We start from the raw sequence: 24,739 nt of genomic DNA, 5'->3' as shown, positions 1-24,739 counted from the left end.
GACTGCGGGGCCAGACGCTGTAGCCAGTCGCTTTGGTTAGACCCTGTAACAAAAGTGGCGGGTCGTCACGGCAGTGAGATGCCGTGGCGGTCCGCCAGCTTCTTTTCGACCTCCGCGATCACACAAGCGATGGTCGACGGGTTGAGCCGCCCCTCCCCGAACCGCACCACCGTCTTGGCGAACTCGTCCGCCGCCAGCGCCCGGCACTCCGCGTTCAACGACCGGTGGTCGACCGAGGCCTCCTCGAAGCACTCCAGCGGCTTGCGCCCGAAGATGACCTCGAACTCCTCCCACCCGCGCAACGTCCAGTACGTGTCGAACGACGGCGTCGACGTCGCGCGCAGCCACCGCCACAGGTACTGCGGATCGACGTGGCTGGGCGACTCGCTGACGCACCGCCCGCACAGCAGCACGACGTTGTCCGTGGTGCGACTGCCACCCATGGACGCGGGCACTACGAGGTGTTGCTCCAGTGAGGACCTGTAACCGCAGCGCCAGCATCTCTCGTGTGCGGTGCTCCAGTCGATGACGAGGTCGACCTCGTGCTCGACCCAGTGCGCGACGATCTGCTGGTTGCTGATGCGCATGTGATCCTTCCCCAGGGCGTTGCCTCCCCTGTCGGTGACGAAGGCGATTCCGTTTCACCCCCTCGCAACTGATAGAACATCTCGCAGTAAGGGGGAGAGATGCCTTCGTTCGACGACTTACGCCGGTACCTGCTCGGTCAGCTCAACGCCGCTGTCCGGCGTCCTGGCATGTACGGCGGTGAGGCGGTGATCCTCACCCTCCTCGACGCGTTGGCGTTCGCCGACGACCGCACCGACCGGTGGCAGAACGAGCTCGACGCGCTGGTGAAGCGCGGCGCGGCCAACGCGGCGATGGTGAGCGGCGCGGTGCACGAGGCCCTCGGTCACCGCAGCGAGGACGTCATGGCGTCGGTGTACGCGGACCTCGCGCACCGCCAGGGCTGGTTGAGCCTCGACGCCGACAGCCGCATCCCCGGCGTGCTGGGGGAGCGGGACTGCCTGCTCGACGACGTCATCGCCGAGTACGGCGAACCGCCGTTGTGGCTGGGCGGCACGAACCCCAAGTACTCGAAGACGCTCGGCTACCCGGACCGCTCGGGCTCGCTGGTGTTCTTCCACTTCATGCCGGAGCTGCGGCTGATGGCGACGCGACGGGGCGACGGCGGCTTCCGCGACAGCTTCGTCTTCACACCTGCCGGGCTATCGCGATGAACTCGGCGAGCAGCGGCGTCTGCCGGTGCGCCGCCCACGCCAGTGCGACCTCGTCGGGTGCCATGTCCGAGACCGGCACGTGCACGAGGTCCTCGCGCGAGTAGAACACCGCCGTCGACAACGGCAACACGGCCACACCACCGTGCAACGCGACGTGCTCCAGCTTCTCCTCGACCGTCCGGATCTCCGGCATCGTCGCGTGGTGCACGCGCAGCTCCCCGGCGAGGTCCGCCTCCAGCACACTTTCCTTATCCGCCAACCGATGCGAAACAGGCAACACCACAACACGCGGCTCTGAAAACAACGGCACGCAAGAAAGCCCGTCCACCACCACGGGCAACCGCACGTACCCGACGTCCACCCGCCCGTCGTGGATCACCTCGACCTGGTCCTCCCAGGTGGTGCGCAGCACGTCGATCCGCAGCCCGGGATGCCGAGAAGCCAGCACCCGCACCGCCGGCGTCACGATCAACCCCGGCATGAACCCGACGGTGAACGACTCCACCCCCACCCGCCGCACCAAAGCCGAGGCCGAGGCCAGCAACGGCCGCGCGTCGTCCAACAACCGCACCCCGGCACCCGTCAGAACCGTGCCCGACGACGACCGGTCGAACAACTGCGCACCGAGTTCGGCCTCCAAAGCACGGATCTGCCGCGACAACACCGGCTGCGCGATGTGCAGGGCCTCGGCGGCCCGGCCGAAGTTCAGATGCTCCGCCACCGCAACGAAGTAGCGCAGCTTGCGGAGGTCCAAATCCATGTGACCAGCGTAGGCCAAACCGGTAAAATCGCAGGTGATGCGCATAGTTCTGCACACTCGTGCGCGCCTGGACCTCGCATACGCCTCGCTCGACGGCCTCTCCGTCGGCGACGCTCTGGGCGCTCAGTTCTTCATGGTCGGCCGCTCGTTGCCCGACCTCGTGGCCGGCCAGCCGCCACGGGGCCCGTGGGAGTGGACCGACGACACCGAAATGGCCTGCAACCTCGTCACCGAACTGCGCGACCACGGCGAAGTCGACCAGACCCGCCTCGCCACCACGTTCGCCGAACGCTGCGAGCCCTACCGCGGCTACGGCGCCGGAGCGTTCACCATCCTGCGCAAGATCCGCCAGGGCACGCCGTGGAAAGAAGCGGCTACCAGTGCGTTCAACGGCCAGGGCTCGTGCGGCAACGGCGCCGCGATGAGGATCGCACCCCTGGGCGCGTACTTCGCCGACGACCCGAACACCGTGACGACACAAGCGATCCGCGCCAGCGAGGTGACCCACCAGCACCCCGAGGGCGTCATGGGCGGCCTCGCCGTGGCGCACGCGTCGGCGATCGCGGCCAAAGCCAGACTGACGGGCTCACCACCGGCCGATCTGCTCGGCACGGTGCTCGACCACCTCGAAGACTCCTTCGTGCGCAAGGGAATCGAGAAGGCGCGCAAGATCGGCAACGCCGAGGAGGCCGCGTACGTGCTCGGCAACGGCTCGCGCGTGACCGCCCAGGACACCGTCCCGTTCACGCTCTGGGTCGCCGCCCACCACCTCGGCGACTACCGGGCCGCCGTCACCGCGTGCGTCCGGGCGGGCGGCGACATCGACACGACGGCCGCGATCGTCGGCGGCATCGTCGCGCACCCACCGGAGCAGTGGCGGCGCGAACGAGAGCCGCTACCAGACTGGTCCGACCGCGCTGAACAGGAGGTTTGACCTCGACGAGGTGATTTATTCATCACGTGTTGAGTTTTTGGCCGAACCCTCGTAACCTCCTCTTCAGGCGGAACCTGGAGGGTCACCATGGCGTTCACGATCGGTTTCAAGTCCATCGACGGCACGATGCTCGCGACCGTGGGCGGCAAGGCGGCGAACCTCGGTGAGCTCACCAGGGCGGACCTGCCGGTGCCGCAGGGGTTCTGCGTCACGACCGACGCCTACCGCGAGGTGGCCGAGGCCGACGCGCTGGCGAGCACCACGCCGGAGAACGCCCGCCGGACGTTGCTGGAAACCCCTGTGCCGCAGGAGATCCGGGACGCGATCGTCGACGGGTACCGCAAGCTCGGCGACGACATCCCGGTCGCCGTCCGGTCCAGCGCGACGGCGGAAGACCTGCCGTTCGCGAGCTTCGCGGGCCAGCAGGACACGTTCCTCAACGTCGTGGGCGAGGACGCGGTCGTCGACGCCGTGCGCCGTTGCTGGGCGTCGCTGTGGACGGACCGCGCCGTCAGCTACCGCGAGACGAACGGCATCGACCACACCACCACCTACCTGGCCGTTGTCGTGCAACGGATGGTGCAGTCCGCGGTGTCCGGCGTGATGTTCACCGCGAACCCGGTCACCGGCACGCGCGACCAGATCGTCATCGACGCGAGCCCCGGCCTCGGCGAGGCCGTCGTGTCCGGCGCCGTCAACCCCGACCACTTCGTCGTCGACGGCGCCGAGATCGTCGAGAAACGACTGGGGGACAAGAAGTTCGTCATCCGCTCGCTCCCGGGTGGCGGCACCGAGCACGTCGACGTCGGCGAGAACGACGAGCCGTGCCTCACCGACGGCCAGATCCACGCGCTCGCCGTCCTCGGCCGCAAGGTGCAGCAGCACTACGGGTCACCGCAGGACACCGAGTGGGCGATCGACGACGACGGCGAGCTGCACCTCACCCAGGCGCGCCCGATCACAACGCTGTTCCCGTTGCCCGCCAACCCGGACGGCGGCGCGCACGTCTACTTCTGCTTCAGCCTCGCGCAGGGTCTCGAACGGCCGATCACGCCGATGGGCCGCGCGGCGTTCCGGGAGGTCGCCCGGTCCGCCTTCGAGATCGTCATCGGCGATCCGGCGAGCCAGTCCTATGTGGAGAACGGCGAGCGCATCTTCTTCGACGTCACCAAGGTGTTGCGGAGCAAGGTCGGCCGCGAGTTCGTCACGCGCCTGCTCGGCGTGATGGAGGCGCGCTCGTCCGAGGTGCTGCGCGGCCTGTTCGACGACCCGAGGTTCGCGATCAGGAGCAACTCGCCCGCGCCCGCCCTCAAGCGCGTGTTCCGGCTCGCCCGGCGGTTCCGGGTGCCCGTGACCGCGATGAAAGCCTTGGTGAACCCCGAAAAGGCCGTGCAGGCCGCGTTGCGGATGGAACGCGACGTCCTGGAGAAGTCCGACCGGCTCACGATCGAGCAGGCGCTGCGCCAGTGCGTCGTGCCGGTGCTGCCGGGCCTCGCGCCGACGGCGTTGATCGGGTTCGCGATGCTCGGCCTCGTCGGCAAGGTCGTGAAGACGAGGCCGGGGGAGTTGCAGACCGTCCTGCGCGGCCTGCCCAACAACATCACCACCGAGATGGACATGGCGATGTGGGACCTGGCGCAGGAGATCCGCCACGATCCCGTTGCGCTGCGCCAGTTCCAGAACGGCGAACGCCCGGCCGCGCTCGACCGTTTCCTCGCGCGGTGGGGTCACCGGGCCGTCGCCGAGATCGACCTCGGCCTGCCGCGGTGGTCCGACGACCCGGCGCACGTCATCGGCGTCGTCAAGAACTTCCTGCGCCTGGAGGGCGAGCAGGCGCACCCGGACGCGGTCTTCGCACGGGGCGCCGCCGAAGCCGAGGCGATGATCGAGACGCTCGCCCGGCGGGCGTGGGGACGCGGCTGGTTCGTGCGCTTCGCGTTGCGCCGCACCAGGTTGCTCGCCGGCCTGAGGGAGTACCCGAAGTACCTGATCATCACGTTGTTCGGCGCGCTGAGGAAGCGGCTCACCGCCATCGGTGCGGAACTCGTGGCCGCCGACCGCCTCGACGTCGCGGACGACGTGTTCTTCCTGAACTTCGAGGAGATGCGGTCAGAGCACGGAGATCTCCGCTCACTCGTGGCGCAGCGCCGTGAGGTCTACGACCGCGAGATGCGACGCAGGCACATCCCGCGCGTCCTGCTGTCGGACGGCACGGAACCCGAAGCCGTGCACCACGGCGGCCCTGTCGAGGGCGACCTGGTCGGCACGCCGGCGTCGGCGGGCACGATCACCGGTGTCGCGCGCGTCGTCATGGACCCCGTCGGCGCGCACCTCGAACCCGGCGAGATCCTCGTGGCGCCGTCGACCGATCCCGGCTGGACACCGCTGTTCCTGACGGCGGGCGGCCTGGTGATGGAGATGGGCGGCGCGAACTCGCACGGCGCCGTGGTGGCGCGGGAGTACGGGATTCCGGCGGTCGTGGGCGTGCGCCAGGCCGTGACGCGGATCAGGACCGGCGAACGGATCACCGTGGACGGCAGCACCGGCGCGGTGACCACGGCCGACTCGCCCGTTGAGGTCTCCTGACGGACGTGGGACGCGTAATGTCGGGATTGTGGCTGAGTCCAAGGGTGAGCTGAACAAGGCCCAGCAGGGCATCGCCGACTACCTGCTGCGCGCCGGTGTGGACGGCTTCGGGCCGTTCAAGAGCGCGAAGGAGTCCGCGTCCGACGCGCTCGTCAAGAAGGGCGACGAGGCCGACGCGGTCAAGCACCTCATCCGCACGCACGTCGCGCTGGCGGGCGCTCAGGGGTTCATCACGAACCTCGGGGGCCTGATCACGCTGCCGATCTCGTTGCCGTCCAACGTCGCGGCCACCTACGTCATCCAGACGCACCTCATCGCGTCCATCGCGTCGTTGCGCGGCCACGACGTGGACAGCGACGAGGTGCAGATGGCGATCCTGCTCTGCCTGCTCGGGAATGCCGGAACCGAGCTGTTCAAAAAAGTCGGCATCAAGCAGTTCACCAAGAAGGCCGCGTCGGCACTCATCACAAAATACGGTACAAAGAAACTCGGCACCATCGCCGCCAAGGGTGTTCCGGTGTTGGGCGGCGTCATCGGCGGTACCGTCGACGCCGCCTCTACCAGAGCCGTCGGCGCATTCGCAAATCGCTACTTCGCTCAGACGGACGCATTGCCGAAGGTCATCGACGGCGAGGTGCTGCACGTGCAGATCGAAGAAGCGGACGGAACGACCGATTCGCGTTAACTCAGGCGGTCGAGTGCGGAGCTGAACGCGTCCGGCGGGATGAGCACACCGCCGCTGAACGGGTTCTGCAGCTGGTAGATCGCGAACAGCAGCAGGATCAGCGTCGAACTCAGCGTGATGGTGATCAGCAGCTGCGAGATCAGGTTCGGCCCGCCGAACAGGTACGGGAACAGCAGCGACAGGACCGTGCCGATCAGCAGCGCGAGCCACACGACGGGGCTGATGCCGCCGCCCGACGCGTCGAGGCGTTCCTGTCGTGCCTGGTAGACCTCCCAGAGCTGGTTCGCGGCCTCGGCCTTGCGGTCCTCCTGCCAGCCGCCGTCCGGCGCCGACGTCGCGATCGTCTCCCTGAGCTGGTTCAACGTGGTCCAGCCCCGGTTGCCGACGTCCTCGCCCTCGCGCATGCGGGGCCACTCGTCGTCGACGACGATGGACACGTACTCGCGGATCAGGCCGTCGACCTTGGACTTCGCGGGCTCCGGCAGCGAGTCCGAGGACCAGTTCACGGCGACCAGCGAGTTCGCTTCCCGCTGCACCTGTTCCTCGGCGCCGTTGGCCGCGTCGAACAGCGAGATCAGGATGAACGCGGCCAGCACCGCGTGCAGGCCGGCGACGATGCTGAACACCGAACCGCCCGCGCCGAGGTTCTTCTCGCCCACTTCGTCCGAGCCGAACCGGCGGGTGATGACGACGAGAACGGCGGAGATGACGGCAGCACCGAGAACCCAGAGCGTGCCGCTGAGGTAAATGCTCAATTCGGCTCCTTTCTGGTGTGGGATTAGACCACGGTCTACTGTGACCGGTACAGCACGGTCTGGTTAACGAGTAATGGTCAGGTGGGAATGCGCGGCAACGACAGAAATACCCGGTTGTCGTATTGGGCTACTCCATACCGGTGGCGGCGGGATTCGCTCGCGTTGGGCGCGGTCTCGACGCTATTGGTGCTTTCCGCGCCGTTCACCAGCGCCGTTGCTCAGGCCGCGCAGCCGAACTGTGACGCTTATCAAGTGCGTTCATCCAATCGTGGCGGGTTCTCGTCGTTCACGAAAGTGGAACCGTCATCCGGTGGGGTGACGGAAGTGGCCCGGCTGGACTACGCGGTGAACGCGCTGGGGTACTCGGCGTCGTTGGGCCGTTTGGTTGGTCTTACCGCTAGAGGGCCTCACTGGTGGAAGAAGCCCTCACACGTGGTGCTGATCGACACGAAGGGCGTGGTCAACGACCTCGGACCCGTTGACGCGCACTGGTTCCGCACCGACGACGTGTCCGCGGGCGCGGTCGTCGGCACCCTGTTCTACGTCCGGGACAACGCCCGGCTGCACGCCATCGACATCGACCCCGCCAGCCCGTCGTACCTCAAGATCGTGCGGACCGTCGTGCTGGACTGGCCCGCCATGACGCTCGACGACTTCACCCCGGACCCGGTGAGCGGCAAGCTGACCGGGGTGTCGGCCGCAGGCTGGGGACCGGGCGAGGTCGTGTCGTTCGACCCGGTGTCCGGGCGGGTGCTGAGCCGGACCGAGATCGCCGACCTGCCCGGCAAGTCGACCTACGGCGCCGTCATCATCGACGCCGCCGGCACCATCTATGCCATCAACAACGGCTATAAGGGCCACAGCCGCCTCTACCGCATCACGGGTGCTGCGGCGGTGGAGCTGTCGACGGGCCCGCAGATGGGCATGATCGACGCGGCGGGCTGCCTGCCGAACCCGATGCCCCCGCGCGTCGAACCTCCCGCGCCACGCCCGGAGGTGCCTCCACCGCCTCCGCCCCCGCCCGCTCCGCCGGTGACGACCCCGGCGCCGGTGCCCGCGCCCGTCGTGCAGCAGCCGCCGCCTCCTCCTCCGGTGGTGACGCCGCCGCCTTCCGTTCCGCAGCAACCGGTTCCGGTGCGGGCCGCGCGCCAGCGACCCGAACCGCGCGAGGAACTCCCGCTCGCCGCCGAGACCACGCCGATGACCAAGTCCCGCAAGTGGGCGATGGTCACCGTCATCCTCGTGATGCTCGGCGCCGGTGCCGCAGCAGCACGGGTCCGGGGCTGACCCTCGCGTTAATTCAGTTGGCGTGCGACGACGACGTCGCTAGCGTTGCGGACATGTTCCTCATCTGATGAACCTCCGCAGCGCTCTCGACGCTGCCCTCGCGACCTATGTCGTCGCGCTCTCTCACGGTGACCCAACGCGCGGGTCGATCTCTCACGGCCGTTCTTCGCCGTGCCCTTTGCACGCCCTCTTCGTGAGGAGGCTTTCGCATGCCTGACACCAGCCAGCCCGAGCCCGGCAACCGCGCCGCACGTCGTGCGCAGAAGCGGGCCAAGCAGGACCAGAAGACGCACTTCCCGTTGCCGCAGCAGCGGGCACCGATGGTCCAGCCGCGCCAGTTCGCGACCCGTCGCCGCGGTGGTACCGCGTAGCCGACGCCGAACCGGCGCGACACCGCAGGGGGACGCGATCGAGCGCGTCCCCCTGCTCCCTTCGTGGTTCGATCTCCCGTTCTGTCCGGATCCGATCTAGCCTGAGGTGCTACCGGACCGACAGGATCGGAGGCGCCAGATGAGGATCGCTGACGTTTTGCGGACCAAGGGATCGGCGGTCGCGACAATCGACCCGGACGTTCCCGTGTCCGAACTGTTGAGAGCGCTCGCCGAACACAACGTCGGCGCGATCGTCGTGGTCGGCCCGTCCGGCGTGGCGGGGATCGTGTCCGAGCGGGACGTCGTGCGCCGGCTGCACGAAACCGGCGTCGACCTGCTCGCATCACCCGTGTCGGCGATCATGACCGCCGACGTGTTCACCTGCACGCCCTCAGACACCGTGGACAGTCTCACGGTCGTGATGACCGAACGGCGCTTCCGGCACGTCCCCGTTGTTTCCGACGGCCGGTTGGTCGGAATCGTGAGCATCGGTGACGTCGTGAAGAGCAGGATCGGCCAGTTGGAGCAGTCGCACGACCAGCTGCAGGCGTACATCGCTCAGGGCTGAACGCCACCTCACTACGCTTGATCGGGTGAAACCTTCCACCGGTCAGCCCGAGCTCGTCGAGGTAGCGCCAGGGGTCCACGGCTACGTCCAGCCGGACGGCTCCTGGATGATCAACAACACGGGCGTCGTCGTCGGTTCCGACGGCACGCTCCTGCTCGTGGACACCACGTCCACCGAGGCCCGCAACCGCGCGTTGCTCGCCTCGGTGGCGTCGGTGTGCCCGGCGGACCCCAGCTACGTGGTCAACACCCACCACCACGGCGACCACACGTTCGGCAACTGGCTGGTCCCGTCAGCGACCACCATCATCGGCCACGACGCCTGCCGCGACGAGGTCATCGCCGCCGGGCTGCTCGCCTCGCAGGTCCTGGCCGGTCCGGACTACGGCCACATCGAGGTCCGCCCGCCGTCGCTCACCTACACCACGACCCTGACCCTGCACCTGGGCACGCGTGTCGTCGAACTGCACCACCCCGGCCCCGCCCACACGCGCGGCGACACCGTCGTCTGGCTCCCGGCCGAGCGCGTCCTGTTCACCGGCGACCTCGTCTTCGCGGGCGGCCAGCCGTTCCTCGCCGAGGGCAGCATCCACGGCTACCTGTCGGCCCTGGAGTTCCTCCGCGCGTTCGACGCCGACGTCGTCGTCCCCGGTCACGGCCCGCTGCTGCGCGGCGACGAGATCACCCGCGTCCTCGACGACCTCGTCGCCTACACGACCTACCTCGCGGACCTCGCGTCGTCCGGCCACGCCGCCGCCAAGACCCCGATGGAGGTCGTCCGCGAGGCGGGGAAGTCGCGCTTCTCGTGGTGGCAGGAGTCCGAACGCCTGGTCGGCAACCTCCACCGCGCCTACCACGAACTCGACGGCAAACCCCTCGCCGAACGCCTCGAACTCCAGCGCGTGTGGATGGACATGATGGAGCTCCACGGCGGCCCCATCGCCTGCCACGCCTGACCCACATCCAATATATTGCTTTGCCCTCGGAGTTCGACGACGTCGTCGAACTCCGAGGGCGAAGCAGGTGTCAGGTGCTAGACGGCCTGGTCGATGCCGGGCGGCTCGGGGACGTTCTCGGTCTTGGTGCCCGACGGCATCGCCCACATGAAGGCGCGCATCATCGCGTACTGGAACTTCAGGCCGGTGCCGACGTCGCCGGACTCCACGACCTGCTTGAGCGCGGCGAGGATGCCCTTCCACGTGGCGTCGACCTTGTCGAGCCGCTTGACGCCCTCCGGCCAACCGGAGTTGCGCACCGTGACCCGCGTGCCGCCGTCGACCTCCGCGAGCTCCCACGAGACCACGGTCCACGGATCGTCGCGCATGGTCAGCCGCTGCGTGTGGGAGAGCAGCCGAGGCGGGTCGACCTCGACGACCCGCCCGACGACGAAGACCCGCTTGCCGTCGGGCGACCGGTAGTACAACGGCGCGCCGGGCTCGAGCGCGGAGTCGAGGATCGCGTCCATCATCGCGCGCTGCTTGCCGTAGAGTCGGGTGATCTCCGCCCACACCTTCTCGATGGGCGCGGCGATCACGATGCTGTGCAACAGCTCGGTGCCAGGTTCAGCCAACGTCCTCATCCTCCTGTTCGGCGCTCTCGACCGTGATCTTCAAGCCGACCAGCGCCGCTGCCCGGTCCTGCTCGTAGTGCGTGACCCACCGCTGATGGATCTGCTGGATGGGCACGGGATTCAGGTGGTTGACCCGCTTCCGGCCCCGCGGCTCCACGAGCACCAGATCGGCCTCGCGAAGCACACCGAGGTGCTGCATGACGACGTGCCGACTCGTCTCCAACGCCTCGACCAACTCACCCGTGGTGCGCGGGCCCGTGCGCAGGACGTCGAGGATCGCGCGCCTCAGCGGGTTCGCCAGGGCACGCCAGACGGCGTCGTCATCATGTGGCAACTTCATTACGTAAGGTTTTTAACACCTGTCGAGGCTGATGTCGAGCGTGCTGCTCCGCGACCTCAAGGCGGATAAGTTCGAGTGATGCTGCACGACGTCGCCGACGCCACGCGCCGATATATCAATTTGCTCGCCGCCGACGAGCGCGACGAAGCGACCCGCGCGATCACCGACGACGACCTCCGCCACCGCTGGGCCTACACCCCCGGCACCCGCCCCGGACTGGCCTTCAACGACCTCCACCGAGACCAGCGCAAAGCGGTCCACGGCATGCTCGCGACCGTCCTCAGCCCGCACGCCTACGCGCAAGCGGCAGCGGTGATGGCACTGGAAGACGTGCTCGACCACCGCGAAGGCGGCCACCGCGACCGCCACCAGGGCGACTACTGGACCGTGCTCTTCGGCACGCCCGGCGGCGACGAACCGTGGGGCTGGCGCGTCGAAGGCCACCACCTCTCGGTGAACGTCGTCGTCGCCGACGGCCGCGTCGCGGCAACCCCGTTCTTCCTCGGCGCGAACCCGGCCCGCGTCACCTACCGCGGCCGCGTCGTGGCCCAGCCTCTTCAACTCGAAGAGGAACTGGCCCGTGAACTCCTCGACCGCATGGGCCCGACCGCCCGCGGCCTGGCCGTCGTCGCCGACACCGCACCCCACGACATCCGCACCGGCAACGCACCACGCATCAGTCCGTCCGACCCGGTGGGCGTGACGCCGGCCCAACTCGGCAAACCCGCGGCCGAGCTGTTCGTCGACATCGTCCGCCTCTACCTCGACCGGCTCTCGTACGAACTGGCCGACGAGGAGTTCGACCGGCTCGACCCCGACCGCCTGCACTTCTCGTGGGAGGGCTCGCTGCGCAGGGGCGAGGGCCACTACTACCGCGTCCAGGGCCCGGACCTGCTCATCGAGTACGACAACACGGCCAACGAGGCCAACCACGTCCACACCGTCTGGCGTCGCCATTCAGGTGACTTCGGCGACGACCTCCTCGCCGCCCACTACGACACGTCACGGCACACTGTCGCCCGTGGAGTGGCCCAGAACGGTTGACGACGCCGTCGCGATGCAAGAACGCCTGCGCACCCAGGTGATCACCACCAGTGCCCCGGACCTGCGCGTCGACACCGTCGCGGGCCTCGACGTCGGCTACCGCGGCGACGACGCCGTCGTCGGCGTCTGCGTGGTGTTCGACGCGAACACGCTGGCCGTCCTCGACGAAGTCGTCGTCGAGGACAAGACCGACTTCCCATATATTGCCGGGCTCTTCGCGTTCCGCGAGATGCCCGTACTGCTGCGAACGCTCGATCAGGTGAAGGTCGCGCCGGACCTGTTGGTCGCCGACGGTCAGGGCCTCGCGCACCCACGCCGGTTCGGCCTGGCCTGCCACCTCGGCGTGCACACCGGCATCCCGAGCATCGGCGTCGCCAAGAACCCGATGGGCAGGTTCGACCAACCCGGCCCCAGCCGCGGCTCGACGAGCGACCTCCTCATGGACGCCGACGACGTCGTCGGCAAAGCACTCAGAACGCAGGACGGAGTGAAGCCCGTCTTCGTGTCGGTCGGCCACAAGATCGACCTCGACCGGGCATGCGCCGAAGTGCTGCGCCTGGCCCCGCGCTACCGGCTGCCCGAGACGACCCGCCGCGCCGACACGCTCACTCGGCAGGTTGCTTCGTCGGGGTGAAGCTCAGCAGCACGAGCAGGATCGCGCCGCCGACGAGCGCGATGTCCGCGACGTTGCCGACGAACCAGCCGTTGTAGTCGATGAAGTCGACGACGTGCCCGCGCGCGAACCCCGGCGGCCGGAACAGACGGTCGAGCAGGTGCGTCGTCGCACCGCCCAGCATCAACGCGAGCGCGGCCGCCCGCAGCTTCGGCTGCGGCTGCATCCCGTACCGGGCGAGCATCACGACGGCGACGGCGGCGACGATGGTGAAGATCCACGTCGACCCCGCACCGATCGAGAACGCGGCACCGGGGTTGTAGAGGAGCCTGAACTGCAGGAACTCCCCGAGCACGGGAATGGGCGCGCGGCCGGTCAGCGCGCTCTCGGCCCAGAACTTCGTGGCCTGGTCCAGCAGCAGCACGAGCACGGCGATGCCCATGACGAGTGGCACGCGGCGAGAGGTGGTGGTGTCCATTTGCCGACGAGCGTAGTTAAGAACACCGCCACTCGGCATCAGACCCTGGTCACGCCTTGAACGCGTCGACGTCGTCGACCGCCGCAGCGGCCTGAAACTCCTCCTCCAGAGTCTCCGACCGCTCGTTGGTGTCGTAGTCGACGCAGATGCGCCACCGTCCGTCCGTGCGTCGCGAATATGTGTGGAAGCGCCCATAGAACGTGCGTCCATCACCATCCGCACGCGTAGCCACGAGCTCGAAGACGCCCCGCTCGCTCGCGACGTCGCCCGCCACGATCCGCTCGACGAACCGGAACGAGATGCTCACCGCACTCCCGCGGTCAGCGAGGTCGGCGAACCACGACTCCGTCTGAGCCGCGAACTCGGCGTACCCGAGCACTTCCTTCGCCGGCCCACCCGCCCGAATCAGGTCAGGCGAGTACAGGCTCAGGAACCCCGGCGCGTCCAGCTCCCCGTACGCCCGCCGGAACGGATGCCAAACGTCATCGTTGAGCTGCTGAACAAGGTCGATGTCCACGACCTCAGAACGTAGCGCCGAAGACCCCCGCCAGGAGCGGATGAGCGTCCACGATCTTGCGGGCGACGGCGACGGAGTCGACGAGCGGATGCAACGCCAACGCCTTCACCGCGTGCGCGCGCTCGCCACTGATAGCCGCCTTGATGGTCGCCCGTTCAACGACCTTGAGCGCCGTGACGAGTCCGACGCCCTCGTTCGGCACCTGGCTGACCGACAGAGGCCGCGCGCCGTTCGCGTCGACCAGACTCGGCACCTCGACGACGGCGTCCGCGTCGAGACACGACAACGTCGTCCTGTTCGGCACGTTGAGAATCAACGTCGCCCGCTTGTCCGACACGATCGCGTGCATCAGGTCGAGCGCGACCCGTTCGTAGCCGCCGCCTTCGAGGTCGTCGGCGTCCCGCTCGTCCTCGCGCGTCTCGGCCATGTACGTCTGTTCACGTTCGAGGCGGGTCCGCTCCCAGCTCTCCCACGAAGGCGCTGCGTAGAACTGCTTCTGCTGCTCCAGCAAAAACGCCCCGCGCGACGCACCGGCCTCCACGGCCTCACGCGTGAAGTAGTAGTAGTGCAGGTACTCGTTCGGGATCGCCCCCAGTGTCCGCAGCCACTCGGCCCCGAACAGCTTGCCCTCCTCGAACGACTCCAGCCGCGCGGTGTCGGCGAGCAGATCCGGCAACACGTCACGCCCACGCACATGAACACCCCGCAACCAGCCGAGGTGATTCAGGCCGGCGTAGTCGAGCCACGCGTCGCCGAGATCGGCCCCGGCAGCACGCACGACCCGCTTGCCGAGCCCGACGGGGGAGTCGCAGATGCCGATGACGCGATTGCCGAGATGCGCCGACATCGCCTCCGTCACCATGCCGGCGGGGTTCGTGAAGTTGATGACCCACGCGTCCGGCGCGTGCACTGATATACGACGCGCGATGTCGACCGCGACGGGCACCGTGCGCAACCCGTACGCAACGCCCCCGGCGCCGACGGTCTCCTGCCCGAGCACACCACACCCCGCCGCGACGCTCTCGTCGGCCGCCCGCCCCTCGAGCCCGCCGACGCGAATCGCCGAGAACACGAAGTCGGCCCCGCGCAACGCCTCGTCGAGGTCCGTCGAAGTCGTCACGGCGGGAGCGTCCGGCACATCCGTCGCGAGTTCGGCCAGCACGCCGCCGATCGCGGAGAGCCGGGCGGCGTCGAGGTCGTGCAGGACGACCTCGGTCACGCGGCCGGGCGAACGATCGGCCAGCAACGCGCGATAGACGAGCGGCACGCGAAAGCCGCCCCCACCCAGGATGACCAGCTTCATGCCTCGACCACGTCCATTCCGGCCTCTCCCCGCAGTGCGATCCGCCCAGCCGAATCTAACATTTCCAGCTGCGGTGGACGACGAACAACGACGGACCAGAAACGGACGCCTCTGAGGCCTGTGCGGACACCAGCTCAACGTGACTTTCCGCTGGTAGAAGCAGTGAGGACGCCCTGATCGCGGGATCGCTCAACGGGTTCCGCGCACGACTGAAGTGTGATACAAAGAATGGCTTTGCGTTTTCGGAATGAATTTTCCGAAGAGATGGCAATATTGTATCACAGGGGGCAAGGTGTTGGTGAGCGAACAGGCACGGATCACCTCTCTGTATGAAAAGCTCGACAAAGAACGGAACAAAGCGGCCGCCGACCTCGCGGCCGCCCTGCGGGACACCGTCACCCAGCGACTGGACCGCGAGGCCTTCGTCGACCTGCTGACCAGGGAAGTGGGCAAGTACCGCGCGGCGGAGGAAGGGCTGTGCTTCGGCCGCATCGACTCGGAGAAAGGCGACCAGACCTACATCGGTCGCGTCGGACTCTTCGACGACGACTTCGAACCACTCCTGCTGGACTGGCGCGCGCCCGCGGCACGCCCGTTCTACACGGCGACCGCCGCGAACCCGGAGGGCGTCGTCCTGCGACGGCACTTCCGCGTCCGCGACCGGGAACTGTGCGACTTCCACGACGACGAACTGCTGACCGACACGACAGCACTGCTCGACGCCCTGAACGCGCCCCGGACCGCGACGATGCGCGACATCGTCTCGACCATCCAGGCCGAGCAGGACGAGATCATCCGCTACTCGGGCCCCGGCGTCCTGGTGATCGAGGGCGGCCCCGGCACCGGCAAGACCGCCGTGGCCCTGCACCGAGTGGCATACCTGCTGTACACGCGCCGTGAACGCCTCTCCAGGCACGGTGTGCTGATCGTCGGCCCGAACACCGGCTTCCTCCGCTACGTCGGCGACGTCCTCCCCTCCCTGGGAGAGACCGACGTCGTCTTCGCGACCCCCGGCGAGCTCTACCCCGGCGTCACAACAGACCTGGAAGACACCCCGCCGCTGCAACGACTCAAAGGCGATATATCAGTCCTGGACCTCCTGGCCGTAGCCGTCGCCGACCGCCAGGAACTCCCCGACGACCCCATCGAGATCGAACTGGACGACGTGGTCGTCCCCCTGGACGCCCACACCACCGCCGTCGCACGAGAGAAGACCCGCTACTACGACCTCCCGCACAACGCCGCCCGCAAGTACTTCTTCCTCGCGCTGGCCGAGGAACTCGTAGCGCCGGCCCTGCGCCTGATCGGCGTCGACTGGCCGGAGATCGAGGAGGACGTCCGCCACGAACTCCGCCACAGCCCAGTCCTGCGCGACGCCGTCGACCGTCTCTGGCCCCTCCTCACCCCCGAACAACTCCTGGCCGACCTGTACGAGGGCCGCTGCTTCCGAATCGGTGCCCCGGAGCTGTACCGCCCCGAAGCCGAGGCGTGGACGGTGTCCGACGTCCCCCTGCTCGACGAACTGGCGGACCTCCTCGGCTCCGACGGCACGGCAGAACGCGCCGCGAAACGAGAGGAAGCAGAACACCTCGAATACGCCCGCGGCGTCATGGACGTCCTGTCCATCGACAAACGCGCCGACTCGGACGAGTACATCGTCACCGACTTCGTCAACGCCGAAGTCCTGGCCGCCCGGCACGAGGCACGCGATCACCGAACCCTCGCCGAACGCGCCGCCGACGACCGCACGTGGACCTACGCCCACGTCGTCGTCGACGAGGCCCAAGAACTGTCCGCAATGGACTGGCGCGTACTGCTGCGCCGATGCCCCAACAAGTCCTGACGGTCGTAGGCGACCTCGCCCAACGCCAGGCTGCTGGCGGCGTCCGCAGCTGGGGATCGGTGTTCGACCGCTTCACCTACCGCCGCCTCGAGGTCAACTACCGCACCCCCGGCGAGATCATGGCCGTCGCCACCCCGGTCCTGAAGCTCGTCGACCCCGACGCGTCGGCACCGGTCTCGGTCCGCACAGCCGGCACCCGCCCGTGGGCCCGCCACGTAACCGACCTCTCGGCCGCCGTCCGCGACGAACTCGACGCCCACGCCAACGCACACGACGACCGCACGATCGCCGTCATCGGCGAAGGCTGGATGCCACCGCGCGCGTCGAAGGGACTGGAGTTCGACGTCGTCCTCGTCGTCGAACCGCAACGCATGTCACCCAGCGAGCTGTACGTGGCGCTGACGAGGGCAACGCAACGGCTAGGCGTCCTGCACACCGAACCACTGCCGCGCCACCTACGAGGTCTCCTCTGAAACCCACGCGAGGTACTCGTCGTTGCCCCCGATCACGGGGGTGACGACGACCTCGGGCACGTCATAGGTGTGCTGCGCCTTGATGTGCGCGACGAGGTCGTCGGCGCGGACAGCGGTCGTCTTCACAACGCACTGCCACTCCGCGTCGACGCGCACCTCGCCGTCCCACCGGTAGACACTGCGGATCGGAACGATCTGCACACACGCACCCAACCGCGCCTCGACGATCCCCTTCGCCAGCGACTCCGCGGCCTCGTCGGAGTCGACCGTCGTCGTCACCACGCACACACCACTCACAGCGCGTCGATCTCCTTCAACATCCGGTCCTTCAACTCGGCCGGCGCGAACGACGCCCGCACCGCCGCCCGTGCGAGGCCGGCGAGCTCGTCACGCCCGAACCCGAACCGTTCGTGGCACACCAGGTACTCGCGATCGAGATCGGTGTGGAACATCCCGGGGTCGTCGGTGCTGATCGTCACCGGCACCCCGGCCTCCACCAGCAGCGGCAGATGGTGCTCGTCCAACGACTTCACCGCACCCGTGCGGATGTTCGACGTCGGGCACACCTCGACGACGACGCCCTCGTCGGCCAGGCACCGCACCAACTCGGGGTCCTGCACCGCACTGACGCCGTGGCCGATCCGTTCGGCACGCAGATCACGCAATGCGGCCCAGATCTCGCTGGGCGGCGTCGTCTCCCCGGCGTGCGGCACCATGTGCAAACCAGCGTCCCGTGCCATCGCGAACGCCTCGCGGAAGTTCGCCCTCGGCGAATCCGACTCGAACCCGCCCAGCCCGAACCCGACCAGCCCCTCCGGCCGGTACTCGGTCGCGAACCGCGCACTCGTCATGCCCCAGTCGCGATCCCAGATCCCGGGCACGTCGAAGATCCACTGCAACTCGACACCGTGCGCCGCGAGCGCTTCTTCCCGACCCGCGCGCAACGCCTCGACGAGCTCGTCAGGCGCGATGCCGGCCCGCAGATGACTTGTCGCACTGATCGTCAGCTCCGCATAGCGAACGTTGGTCCGTGCGGCGTCGCGGGCGTAGCCGACGACGAGGGTGCGGACGTCCTCGCCGGTGGTGACGAGGTCGTTGACGATGCCGTAGACGTTGATGAAGTGCCGGAAGTCCCTGAACTCGTAGAACTTCCGCAACTCGGCCTCATCGACCGGCACGCGCCCATCGGGGTGGTTCCGCGCGAGCGTGAGGACGGTGTCGACGGAGGCAGCGCCCACGAGGTGGACGTGCAACTCGGCCTTCGGCAACGCGCGGACGAAGTCGGAAATGTGCACGGTCCATGCTCTCAGGTCAAGGGCCGTTCGACGGGTGACATGTCTTGCAGTCAAAGGAGAGGGTGCAGGGCGAATCCCTGTCTCTGGCTTCCGCATTGGGGGTGCCTCGTGAGGGGCGCACGAAGAGTTGCACTGCTGACAGCGGTGCTGGTTCTGCCATTCCTGCCCGCCACGGCGAACGCCGCCGAAGGGCCGGTGTTCCAGGACGGCGAGGCGCAACCCGTCTTCGATCCGAAGGACGTGGTGAAGGAGAGCCTCTGGGTCCGCGCACCGGTCGACAGCGACCGCGACGGCAAGGACGACGAGGTCTACACCGAGGTCGTCCGGCCCCGCGCCACCGAACGCGGCCTCAAAGTCCCCGTCGTCTACATGGTCAGCCCGTACTTCTCGGGCGGCAACGACGTCGCCAACCACAACGTCGACGTCGAGCTGTACGTGCCCGACAAGCGCAACGGCCGTTTGCTGAAGTCCTCCTCCGACGAACGCATCACCGCCGCACTCGGCCCGAACCCGATCACCTCCGGCCGCTACGAGGCGTACTTCATCGCACGCGGCTATGCCGTCGTCTACGCCGAATCGCTCGGCACCGGCAAGTCAACGGGCTGCCCGACCACCGGCGACGTCAACGAGACCATCGGCGCGCGTGTCGTCGTCGACTGGCTCAACGGCCGTGCGTCCGCACGCACCGCCACGGGCGAAGCCATCAAGGCGACCTGGTCCACCGGCAAGACCGGAATGATGGGCGTCTCCTACAACGGAACGCTGCCCAACGCCGTCGCCTCCACCGGCGTCCGCGGCCTCGAAGCCATCGTGCCCATCGCCGCCATCTCCAACTGGTACGACTACTACCGCGCGGACGGCGCCGTCGTCGCCCCCGGCACGTTCCAGGGTGAGGACGCCGACGTGCTCGCCGAGTACGTCTACACGCGCGCGGACCGCGAGATCTGCAAGCCGATCATCGCCGAGATCGCCAAGGACCAGGACCGCATCACCGGCGACTACAACCGGTTTTGGGACAAGCGCAACTACATGAACGACGTCCGCAAGGTCCGCGCGGCCGTGCTCGCCGTGCACGGGCTCAACGACTGGAACGTCAAGATGACGCACGTCGAGCAGTGGTACTCGGCGTTGAAGAAGACCGGCGCGCCGCACAAGATCTGGCTGCACCAGTCGGGCCACACCGACGCCGACACGCTGCGTTCGGTCGAATGGCGACGCACGCTCAACCGCTGGTTCACGCAGTACCTCTGGGGTCACCGCAACGGCGTCGACAAGGAGCCGAAGGCGACCATCCAGCGCGAGGACAAGACGTGGGTCGACGAGAAGGACTGGCCGGCTCCCGGCACGTCCGACGTCAAGCTGCGCCTGTCCGCCGGGGGAACCACCAAGGGAGGCCTCGGTGTGCTGCCCGGCCGCGGCGTCGAGAAGCTGACCGACGACGCGACGAAGACGGCCGAGTCGCTGATCGACCTGGCGACCTCACCGAACCGCCTCTCCTACACCTCGCAGGCGGCGAAGAAGCCGGTGCGGCTGTCCGGCAAGTCGACGGCGAACCTGCGCCTCGCGTTCGACCGCCCCGCGGCCAACGTGACGACGCTGCTCGTCGACCGCGCCCCGGACGGCAGGTCGCATGTCATCACGCGTGGATCGACCGATCCGCAGAACCGTGAACGGCCGGACCGGACCACGCCGATCAAGCCCGGCAAGTTCTACGACGTCGAGGTGCCGATCGTGCCGGACGACTACGTCCTGCAGACCGGGCACCGGCTCGAGTTCGTCGTGATCTCCAGCGACTACGACTACACCCTGCGCCCCCAGCCGGGTGCGGGCCTCTCGCTGGACCTCACCCGGACGTCGGTGGAACTGCCGATCGTCGGTGGCTGGCGCACGCTGTTCCAGTCGTTCTGAGGTAGCGCCGCGCTTCGGTCTCCCAAGACCGAAGCGCGGCACCCTAGCACCAACCCCCGACAAACCCCGGCTCCCGAACACCCCAAGATCTCAACCTGTCCACACCCGCTGACCTGTCCACAACTTCACGACAACCCCGGCCCCACACCCATCCCCACCCTCCACAGTGGGCCCATGCCCTCAACCCTCCCGAAACCCATCCGCGTTCGCGGAGCAGGCGACCTCTACGCCGCGATCCCGCACCTGATGGGGTTCCACCCGGCCGAATCGCTGGTCGTGCTGGTGCTGCAAGACGAGATGGTCAGCATGACCATGCGCGTCGACCTGCCAAGACCACGACATAGGGGATTGCTGGCAGCCCAGCTGGAAGGTCCGTTGCTCGAACACGGTGCGGCGGAAGTGATCCTCGCCGTCGTGAGCGCGCCCTCGGAGAACATGCCCGAGGAGCTGCCGCACGAGCAGTTGGTCACCAAACTCAGAAATCGGCTGGGCGGTGTCGGCGTCGACGTCGTCGAGGCCGTGTGGTTGCCGTCGTGTCAGAAAGACGCGCAGTGGCTCTGTTATCTCGACATCGACTGCCACGGCACGTTGCCGGATCCCCAGCTGTCGGCTCTCGCCGCCGCGTCCGCGCACGAGGGCCAGGTGACGTTCGAGTCGCGTGCCGCCCTCGCCGCGATCGCCGCGCTGGACCCACCAGAGGCGCTGGAACGCAGATCCGCGTTGCTCGACGAGCTCATGACTGCCGAAGAGACCCCTGACCCGAGCGTCGAACTACGTCGGGTGAGTGACGCGATCGACGCCGTCGAACACCGCAAGGGACCGTTGCCGGACAAGGAGATCGTCGCTCTGACCAGAGCGCTGGCGATGCCCGAGGTCAGGGATGCGAGCATCGGGTTCGCGACGCAGGCGAGGTCCAGGCTCGCGGAACGGCTGTGGCTCGAACTCACCAGGACCTGCCCGGCTCCGGAACGAGCGGAGCCGGCAGCATTGCTCGCGTTCTACGCCTACCAGCGCGGCGATGGCGGCGTTGCGTCCATCGCGCTCGACGCTGCGGACGAAGCCTGCCCCGGGCACGCCTTGAGCAGCCTGATCCGCGACGCGGTCAGCTCCGCGTTCCCGCCCTCAGACCTGAGGGCGCTGTCCACGACGTACATGGACAACGCCCGTCTGCTCTCCCGCGGTCAGAGCAGTTCGGGTCGCTCCCAGTCCTGATCCAGCACGTGCTCGGCCAGGAACGCCCACACCGTCTCGTACCAGACCCGAGAGTTGCCGGGGGTGAGAATCCAGTGGTTTTCAGTTGGGAAGTACAGATATTTCGCCTTGACCCCGTGGCGGACGAGGTCGAAGTACAGGCGATGTCCCTCACCGATGGGAACCCGGTAGTCCTTGTCCCCGTGGATGACGAGCATCGGGGTCTTGATGTCGGCCACGCGCAGGTGCGGAGAGTTGGCCTGGATCCGCTCGGGCTGCGTGAGGGGGTCGCCCATCTCCCGCATCCAGAAGTAGGAGCTGTCGGTGCCGCCGGAGAAGGCGTCGAGGTGCCACAGCGAGGCGTGCGTGACGATGGCGCGGAACCGGTCGGTCTGAGTCGCGATCCAGTTGGCCATGTAGCCACCGAACGAGCCACCCATGGCGGCGGTGCGGGTGGCGTCGATGTCGGCCCGATCGACCGCGACGTCCGTGATGGCCATCAGGTCCGTGTAGGGCTCAGCACCCCAACGGCCCCAGCCGGCCTTGATGAAGTCCGGCCCGTAACCGGTCGACAAGGCGGGGTCGGGCAGCAGGATGGCGTAGCCGCGGGCGGCCATCAGCCACGGGTTCCAGCGCCAGGTCCAGCCGTTCCAACTCATGACCGGACCGCCGTGCACCCACAGCACCAGAGGCGCGGGGGAGTCGGCGGAGGCGCGTTCGGGCAGCACCAGCCAGGAACGAACCTTCCTGCCGTCGGCGACGACCGTCGAGATCTCGGTGAGCGTGCCGGGCATCGACGGGAGGGCACCGGGCGCCCGCAGCCGTTCTGGATCCTGATCGGCACCGATGGCGGCGAGCCGCACGGGCTGCGGCGGGTGGTCGACGGAGTTGCGCAACGCGTACAGCGTCTTGCTGTCCGGGCTCACGACCAGATCGCTGTAGTAACCGGAAACAGTCAGCTTCGTGATCTCACCGGTCGTGAGGTCCAGGCGCCAGAGCGGCTGGTGCCCGAGGTGGCTCGCGGTGAAGAACACCGCGGACCCGTCCGGGCTCACCACCGGGTGGTCCGGCTCCTCCTGGAAGTCGGGCGCCACTGGCGTGATCGTGTTGGCGGCCAGGTCGATGCGGACCAGATCACGCCGGTGCGGGGAGTCGGAAGTGGACTCGCGGAACCGGATCGCGATCACCGCGGCCGAGTCCGGCGTGAACGTGGCGCCGTGGAAGGAGAAACCTTCCTCGGAGGCGATGGCGCGGGACTCCCCGCCGCTGGTCGCCACGATCCGCAGTTCGGTGCGGCGGCCGTAGGCGGCGCTGACGTCGACGTCGTGGCCGTAGACGGCCAGCTTTCCGTCCGGGCTGAGCGTGATGTCCTCGTCGCTGAGCCTGCTCTCGGAGTCCTCGCTCAGGGCGCCAACCGTGTCGGCGCCGACGTTCGCGAGGGGAGCGGCGAACAGGCGCGGGTAGGCAGGACCGAGGTCCGCGTCCCAGTACCTGATCGGGTACGACTCGTGCAGGATCGCTGTCACGCCGGCGTCCTCGCGGGCCTTGCGCTTGGCTTCGTCGCTTTCGCCGAACTCCGCGAAGCGGTACGCCGACGACGTGAACAGCACCGTCTCGCCGGCGGCACGCACCTGACCGACTCCGCCACCCGGCCGCAGGACCTCCGCGGCCTCACCGCGGACCGGAAGCCGCCACAGCGCCTTCTTGTCCTTGGTCTCGCCTGGCTTCGCGAGCGGGTCGGGGCGCGCCGAGAGGAACAGCAGCGACCCGTCCGGCGCGAACACCGGGGAGGAGTCCCCCTTGGCGGACCGGGTGAGCCGGACGGCCTCCCGCTCGCCGGTGGGGTCGACCTCCCAGAGCGCGCCCTGCCACGTCTTGCCGTCCGCGGCGAGCGTGGACACGACCGTGACGAGCCGGGTGCCGTCCGGGGACAGCGCGAGCGACGCGAGCCGCGGGGTGGCGTTGTAGCTCTCGAAGGAGGCGAAGTCGGTCATCACGGCTCAGGCCTCGTGCCGGGCGCGGGTGAACTCCCACGCGTCGCGGACGATGCCGGTGATGTCCGCGCGCTCGGGCTTCCAGCCGAGTTCGGTGCGGGCCTTCTCGGCGGAGGCGACGAGGACGGCCGGGTCGCCGGCGCGCCTGGGGGCGACGACGGCGGGGATCGCGTGGCCGGTGACCTCGCGGCACGTGTCGATGACCTGCTTCACCGAGAAGCCGGTGCCGTTGCCCAGGTTGTAGATCCGGTGCTCGCCCGCGGTGGCGTTCTCGAGCGCGAGGAGGTGGGCGTCCGCGAGGTCCAGGACGTGGATGTAGTCGCGGACGCAGGTGCCGTCCTCGGTGGGCCAGTCCTCGCCGTAGATCGAGATGTGCTCACGCTGCCCGAGCGCGACCTGCAGCACGAGCGGGATGAGGTGGGTCTCGGTCGCGTGCCGCTCGCCGATGCTGCCGTAGGCGCCGGCGACGTTGAAGTACCGCAGGCTCGTCGCCGCGAGGCCGTGCGCCGCGGCGTACGACGTGATCGCGTGGTCGATGGCCAGCTTGGTGGCGCCGTAGGTGTTGGTGGGAGCCGTGGGGGCGGTCTCGGGGATCGGAACCTCCCGCGGCTCGCCGTACGTCGCGGCAGTCGAGGAGAAGACGAGCTTCGGCGTGCCGTGATCCTTCATCGCGTCGAGCAGATCAATCGCGGTAAGGACGTTGCCCGTCCAATACTTGCCGGGGTCCTGCATGGACTCGCCGACGAGGGACTTCGCCGCGAAGTGCAGAACTCCGTCGAACCCTTCCGCGAGGACATCGCCGATCACCTCGGCGATGTCGCCCTGGATGAAGCGCGCTCCCGCGGGCACGGCGTCCTCGTGGCCGGTCGAGAGGTCGTCGAGGACGACCACCTCGTGCCCGGCTTCGAGCAGCCTGGCAGCGCACACACTGCCGACGTATCCGGCCCCGCCCGTGACGAGCAGCTTCACCACAGTCCTCGCATTCCT

The 24,739-nt window shown here is 68.2% G+C and carries 26 protein-coding genes; 14 read left to right on the top strand and 12 right to left on the bottom strand.

Annotated features, from left to right (window positions below):
* Positions 1–65: 65 nt before the first annotated feature.
* On the bottom strand, positions 66–587 hold the full coding sequence (locus JNUCC0626_RS22290) for an HNH endonuclease (RefSeq protein WP_394621713.1): 522 nt from the start codon (positions 585–587) through the stop codon (positions 66–68).
* 99 nt (positions 588–686) lie between these two features.
* On the opposite strand from JNUCC0626_RS22290, the gene JNUCC0626_RS22285 reads away from it, so the two are divergent.
* Positions 687–1,238, top strand: coding sequence for a hypothetical protein (locus tag JNUCC0626_RS22285; RefSeq protein ID WP_285646243.1), 552 nt, complete (start codon positions 687–689; stop codon positions 1,236–1,238).
* On the opposite strand, the gene JNUCC0626_RS22280 is transcribed toward JNUCC0626_RS22285, so the two are convergent.
* A complete protein-coding gene (locus JNUCC0626_RS22280; RefSeq protein WP_394621712.1) occupies positions 1,213–1,998 on the bottom strand; it encodes a LysR family transcriptional regulator in 786 nt (261 codons plus the stop codon). The two genes, JNUCC0626_RS22285 and JNUCC0626_RS22280, sit on opposite strands and share 26 nt — an antisense overlap.
* A 37-nt stretch (positions 1,999–2,035) precedes the next feature.
* On the opposite strand from JNUCC0626_RS22280, the gene JNUCC0626_RS22275 reads away from it, so the two are divergent.
* The 3 genes from JNUCC0626_RS22275 to JNUCC0626_RS22265 all read left to right on the top strand — a co-directional run bounded on the left by JNUCC0626_RS22275 (position 2,036) and on the right by JNUCC0626_RS22265 (position 6,203).
* Positions 2,036–2,932 carry an ADP-ribosylglycohydrolase family protein gene (locus JNUCC0626_RS22275; RefSeq protein ID WP_394621711.1) on the top strand — a complete coding sequence of 299 codons (897 nt, stop codon included), beginning with the start codon at positions 2,036–2,038 and terminating at the stop codon, positions 2,930–2,932.
* 87 nt (positions 2,933–3,019) lie between these two features.
* Positions 3,020–5,518: a PEP/pyruvate-binding domain-containing protein gene (locus JNUCC0626_RS22270; RefSeq protein WP_394621710.1), complete on the top strand. Its 2,499-nt coding sequence runs from the start codon at positions 3,020–3,022 to the stop codon at positions 5,516–5,518.
* A 28-nt stretch (positions 5,519–5,546) separates the two neighbouring features.
* Positions 5,547–6,203 carry an EcsC family protein gene (locus JNUCC0626_RS22265; RefSeq protein ID WP_394621709.1) on the top strand — a complete coding sequence of 219 codons (657 nt, stop codon included), beginning with the start codon at positions 5,547–5,549 and terminating at the stop codon, positions 6,201–6,203.
* Here JNUCC0626_RS22265 and JNUCC0626_RS22260 read toward each other — a convergent pair.
* Complete coding sequence (locus JNUCC0626_RS22260; RefSeq protein ID WP_394621708.1) at positions 6,200–6,958, bottom strand: hypothetical protein; 759 nt, start codon at positions 6,956–6,958, stop codon at positions 6,200–6,202. The genes JNUCC0626_RS22265 and JNUCC0626_RS22260 overlap by 4 nt on opposite strands.
* An 87-nt stretch (positions 6,959–7,045) precedes the next feature.
* Here JNUCC0626_RS22260 and JNUCC0626_RS22255 point away from each other — a divergent pair, with 87 nt between their 5' ends.
* The 4 genes from JNUCC0626_RS22255 to JNUCC0626_RS22240 all read left to right on the top strand — a co-directional run bounded on the left by JNUCC0626_RS22255 (position 7,046) and on the right by JNUCC0626_RS22240 (position 10,139).
* Positions 7,046–8,245 (top strand): DUF6923 family protein, encoded by a 1,200-nt coding sequence (locus JNUCC0626_RS22255; protein ID WP_394621707.1) that lies wholly within the window; start codon positions 7,046–7,048, stop codon positions 8,243–8,245.
* A gap of 209 nt (positions 8,246–8,454) precedes the next feature.
* Positions 8,455–8,616 carry a hypothetical protein gene (locus tag JNUCC0626_RS22250; RefSeq protein WP_285646227.1) on the top strand — a complete coding sequence of 54 codons (162 nt, stop codon included), beginning with the start codon at positions 8,455–8,457 and terminating at the stop codon, positions 8,614–8,616.
* Positions 8,617–8,755: 139 nt separating this feature from the next.
* Positions 8,756–9,184: a CBS domain-containing protein gene (locus tag JNUCC0626_RS22245; RefSeq protein ID WP_394621706.1), complete on the top strand. Its 429-nt coding sequence runs from the start codon at positions 8,756–8,758 to the stop codon at positions 9,182–9,184.
* A 25-nt stretch (positions 9,185–9,209) separates the two neighbouring features.
* Entirely contained in the window at positions 9,210–10,139 is a 930-nt protein-coding gene (locus JNUCC0626_RS22240; protein ID WP_394621705.1) for an MBL fold metallo-hydrolase, read from the top strand.
* Positions 10,140–10,216: 77 nt separating this feature from the next.
* On the opposite strand, the gene JNUCC0626_RS22235 is transcribed toward JNUCC0626_RS22240, so the two are convergent.
* Positions 10,217–10,753, bottom strand: coding sequence for an SRPBCC domain-containing protein (locus JNUCC0626_RS22235; protein WP_394621704.1), 537 nt, complete (start codon positions 10,751–10,753; stop codon positions 10,217–10,219).
* A complete protein-coding gene (locus JNUCC0626_RS22230) occupies positions 10,746–11,093 on the bottom strand; it encodes an ArsR/SmtB family transcription factor (RefSeq protein WP_394621703.1) in 348 nt (115 codons plus the stop codon). The genes JNUCC0626_RS22235 and JNUCC0626_RS22230 overlap by 8 nt, the downstream gene beginning before the upstream one ends.
* Positions 11,094–11,171: 78 nt before the next feature.
* Between JNUCC0626_RS22230 and JNUCC0626_RS22225 the strand changes: the two genes are divergently transcribed.
* Together JNUCC0626_RS22225 and JNUCC0626_RS22220 are read left to right on the top strand one after the other, a co-directional pair.
* Positions 11,172–12,137 (top strand): DUF3500 domain-containing protein, encoded by a 966-nt coding sequence (locus JNUCC0626_RS22225; protein ID WP_394621702.1) that lies wholly within the window; start codon positions 11,172–11,174, stop codon positions 12,135–12,137.
* Complete coding sequence (locus JNUCC0626_RS22220) at positions 12,115–12,771, top strand: endonuclease V (protein WP_394621701.1); 657 nt, start codon at positions 12,115–12,117, stop codon at positions 12,769–12,771. The genes JNUCC0626_RS22225 and JNUCC0626_RS22220 overlap by 23 nt, the downstream gene beginning before the upstream one ends.
* On the opposite strand, the gene lspA is transcribed toward JNUCC0626_RS22220, so the two are convergent.
* The 3 genes from lspA to JNUCC0626_RS22205 are packed head-to-tail and all read right to left on the bottom strand — an operon-like array spanning position 12,743 to position 15,048.
* Positions 12,743–13,228, bottom strand: a complete 486-nt coding sequence (gene lspA, locus JNUCC0626_RS22215; protein WP_394621700.1) for a signal peptidase II — start codon at positions 13,226–13,228, stop codon at positions 12,743–12,745. The genes JNUCC0626_RS22220 and lspA overlap by 29 nt on opposite strands.
* A 49-nt stretch (positions 13,229–13,277) precedes the next feature.
* Positions 13,278–13,745: a YybH family protein gene (locus JNUCC0626_RS22210; RefSeq protein ID WP_394621699.1), complete on the bottom strand. Its 468-nt coding sequence runs from the start codon at positions 13,743–13,745 to the stop codon at positions 13,278–13,280.
* Between the two features lie 4 nt (positions 13,746–13,749).
* On the bottom strand, positions 13,750–15,048 hold the full coding sequence (locus JNUCC0626_RS22205) for a 6-phospho-beta-glucosidase (protein WP_394621698.1): 1,299 nt from the start codon (positions 15,046–15,048) through the stop codon (positions 13,750–13,752).
* Between the two features lie 298 nt (positions 15,049–15,346).
* Between JNUCC0626_RS22205 and JNUCC0626_RS22200 the strand changes: the two genes are divergently transcribed.
* Positions 15,347–16,891 carry a UvrD-helicase domain-containing protein gene (locus JNUCC0626_RS22200; protein ID WP_394621697.1) on the top strand — a complete coding sequence of 515 codons (1,545 nt, stop codon included), beginning with the start codon at positions 15,347–15,349 and terminating at the stop codon, positions 16,889–16,891.
* The gene (locus JNUCC0626_RS22195) at positions 16,873–17,364 is read left to right on the top strand and encodes a hypothetical protein (RefSeq protein ID WP_394621696.1); all 492 of its coding nucleotides are present in this window, start codon (positions 16,873–16,875) and stop codon (positions 17,362–17,364) included. The genes JNUCC0626_RS22200 and JNUCC0626_RS22195 overlap by 19 nt, the downstream gene beginning before the upstream one ends.
* Here the strand turns inward: JNUCC0626_RS22195 and cutA are convergent.
* Together cutA and add are read right to left on the bottom strand one after the other, a co-directional pair.
* Positions 17,347–17,661, bottom strand: coding sequence for a divalent-cation tolerance protein CutA (gene cutA / locus JNUCC0626_RS22190; protein WP_394621695.1), 315 nt, complete (start codon positions 17,659–17,661; stop codon positions 17,347–17,349). The genes JNUCC0626_RS22195 and cutA overlap by 18 nt on opposite strands.
* Positions 17,658–18,659: an adenosine deaminase gene (gene add, locus JNUCC0626_RS22185; protein ID WP_394621694.1), complete on the bottom strand. Its 1,002-nt coding sequence runs from the start codon at positions 18,657–18,659 to the stop codon at positions 17,658–17,660. Before add ends, cutA begins: the two co-directional genes overlap by 4 nt.
* Before the next feature lie 108 nt (positions 18,660–18,767).
* Between add and JNUCC0626_RS22180 the strand changes: the two genes are divergently transcribed.
* Positions 18,768–20,567, top strand: coding sequence for a Xaa-Pro dipeptidyl-peptidase (locus tag JNUCC0626_RS22180; protein ID WP_394621693.1), 1,800 nt, complete (start codon positions 18,768–18,770; stop codon positions 20,565–20,567).
* A 174-nt stretch (positions 20,568–20,741) separates the two neighbouring features.
* Positions 20,742–21,779 carry a DUF4192 domain-containing protein gene (locus JNUCC0626_RS22175; RefSeq protein ID WP_394621692.1) on the top strand — a complete coding sequence of 346 codons (1,038 nt, stop codon included), beginning with the start codon at positions 20,742–20,744 and terminating at the stop codon, positions 21,777–21,779.
* On the opposite strand, the gene JNUCC0626_RS22170 is transcribed toward JNUCC0626_RS22175, so the two are convergent.
* Together JNUCC0626_RS22170 and galE are read right to left on the bottom strand one after the other, a co-directional pair.
* Positions 21,749–23,752, bottom strand: coding sequence for a S9 family peptidase (locus JNUCC0626_RS22170; RefSeq protein ID WP_394621691.1), 2,004 nt, complete (start codon positions 23,750–23,752; stop codon positions 21,749–21,751). The two genes, JNUCC0626_RS22175 and JNUCC0626_RS22170, sit on opposite strands and share 31 nt — an antisense overlap.
* A gap of 6 nt (positions 23,753–23,758) precedes the next feature.
* Complete coding sequence (gene galE, locus JNUCC0626_RS22165) at positions 23,759–24,721, bottom strand: UDP-glucose 4-epimerase GalE (RefSeq protein ID WP_394621690.1); 963 nt, start codon at positions 24,719–24,721, stop codon at positions 23,759–23,761.
* Positions 24,722–24,739: the final 18 nt, after the last annotated feature.

Origin of the sequence: Lentzea sp. JNUCC 0626 (assembly GCF_043632865.1) — a bacterium.
Lineage (GTDB): Bacteria > Actinomycetota > Actinomycetes > Mycobacteriales > Pseudonocardiaceae > Lentzea.
The sequence above is the reverse complement of the archived record's forward strand: the minus strand, read 5'-3'. Positions and strand labels throughout refer to the sequence as shown.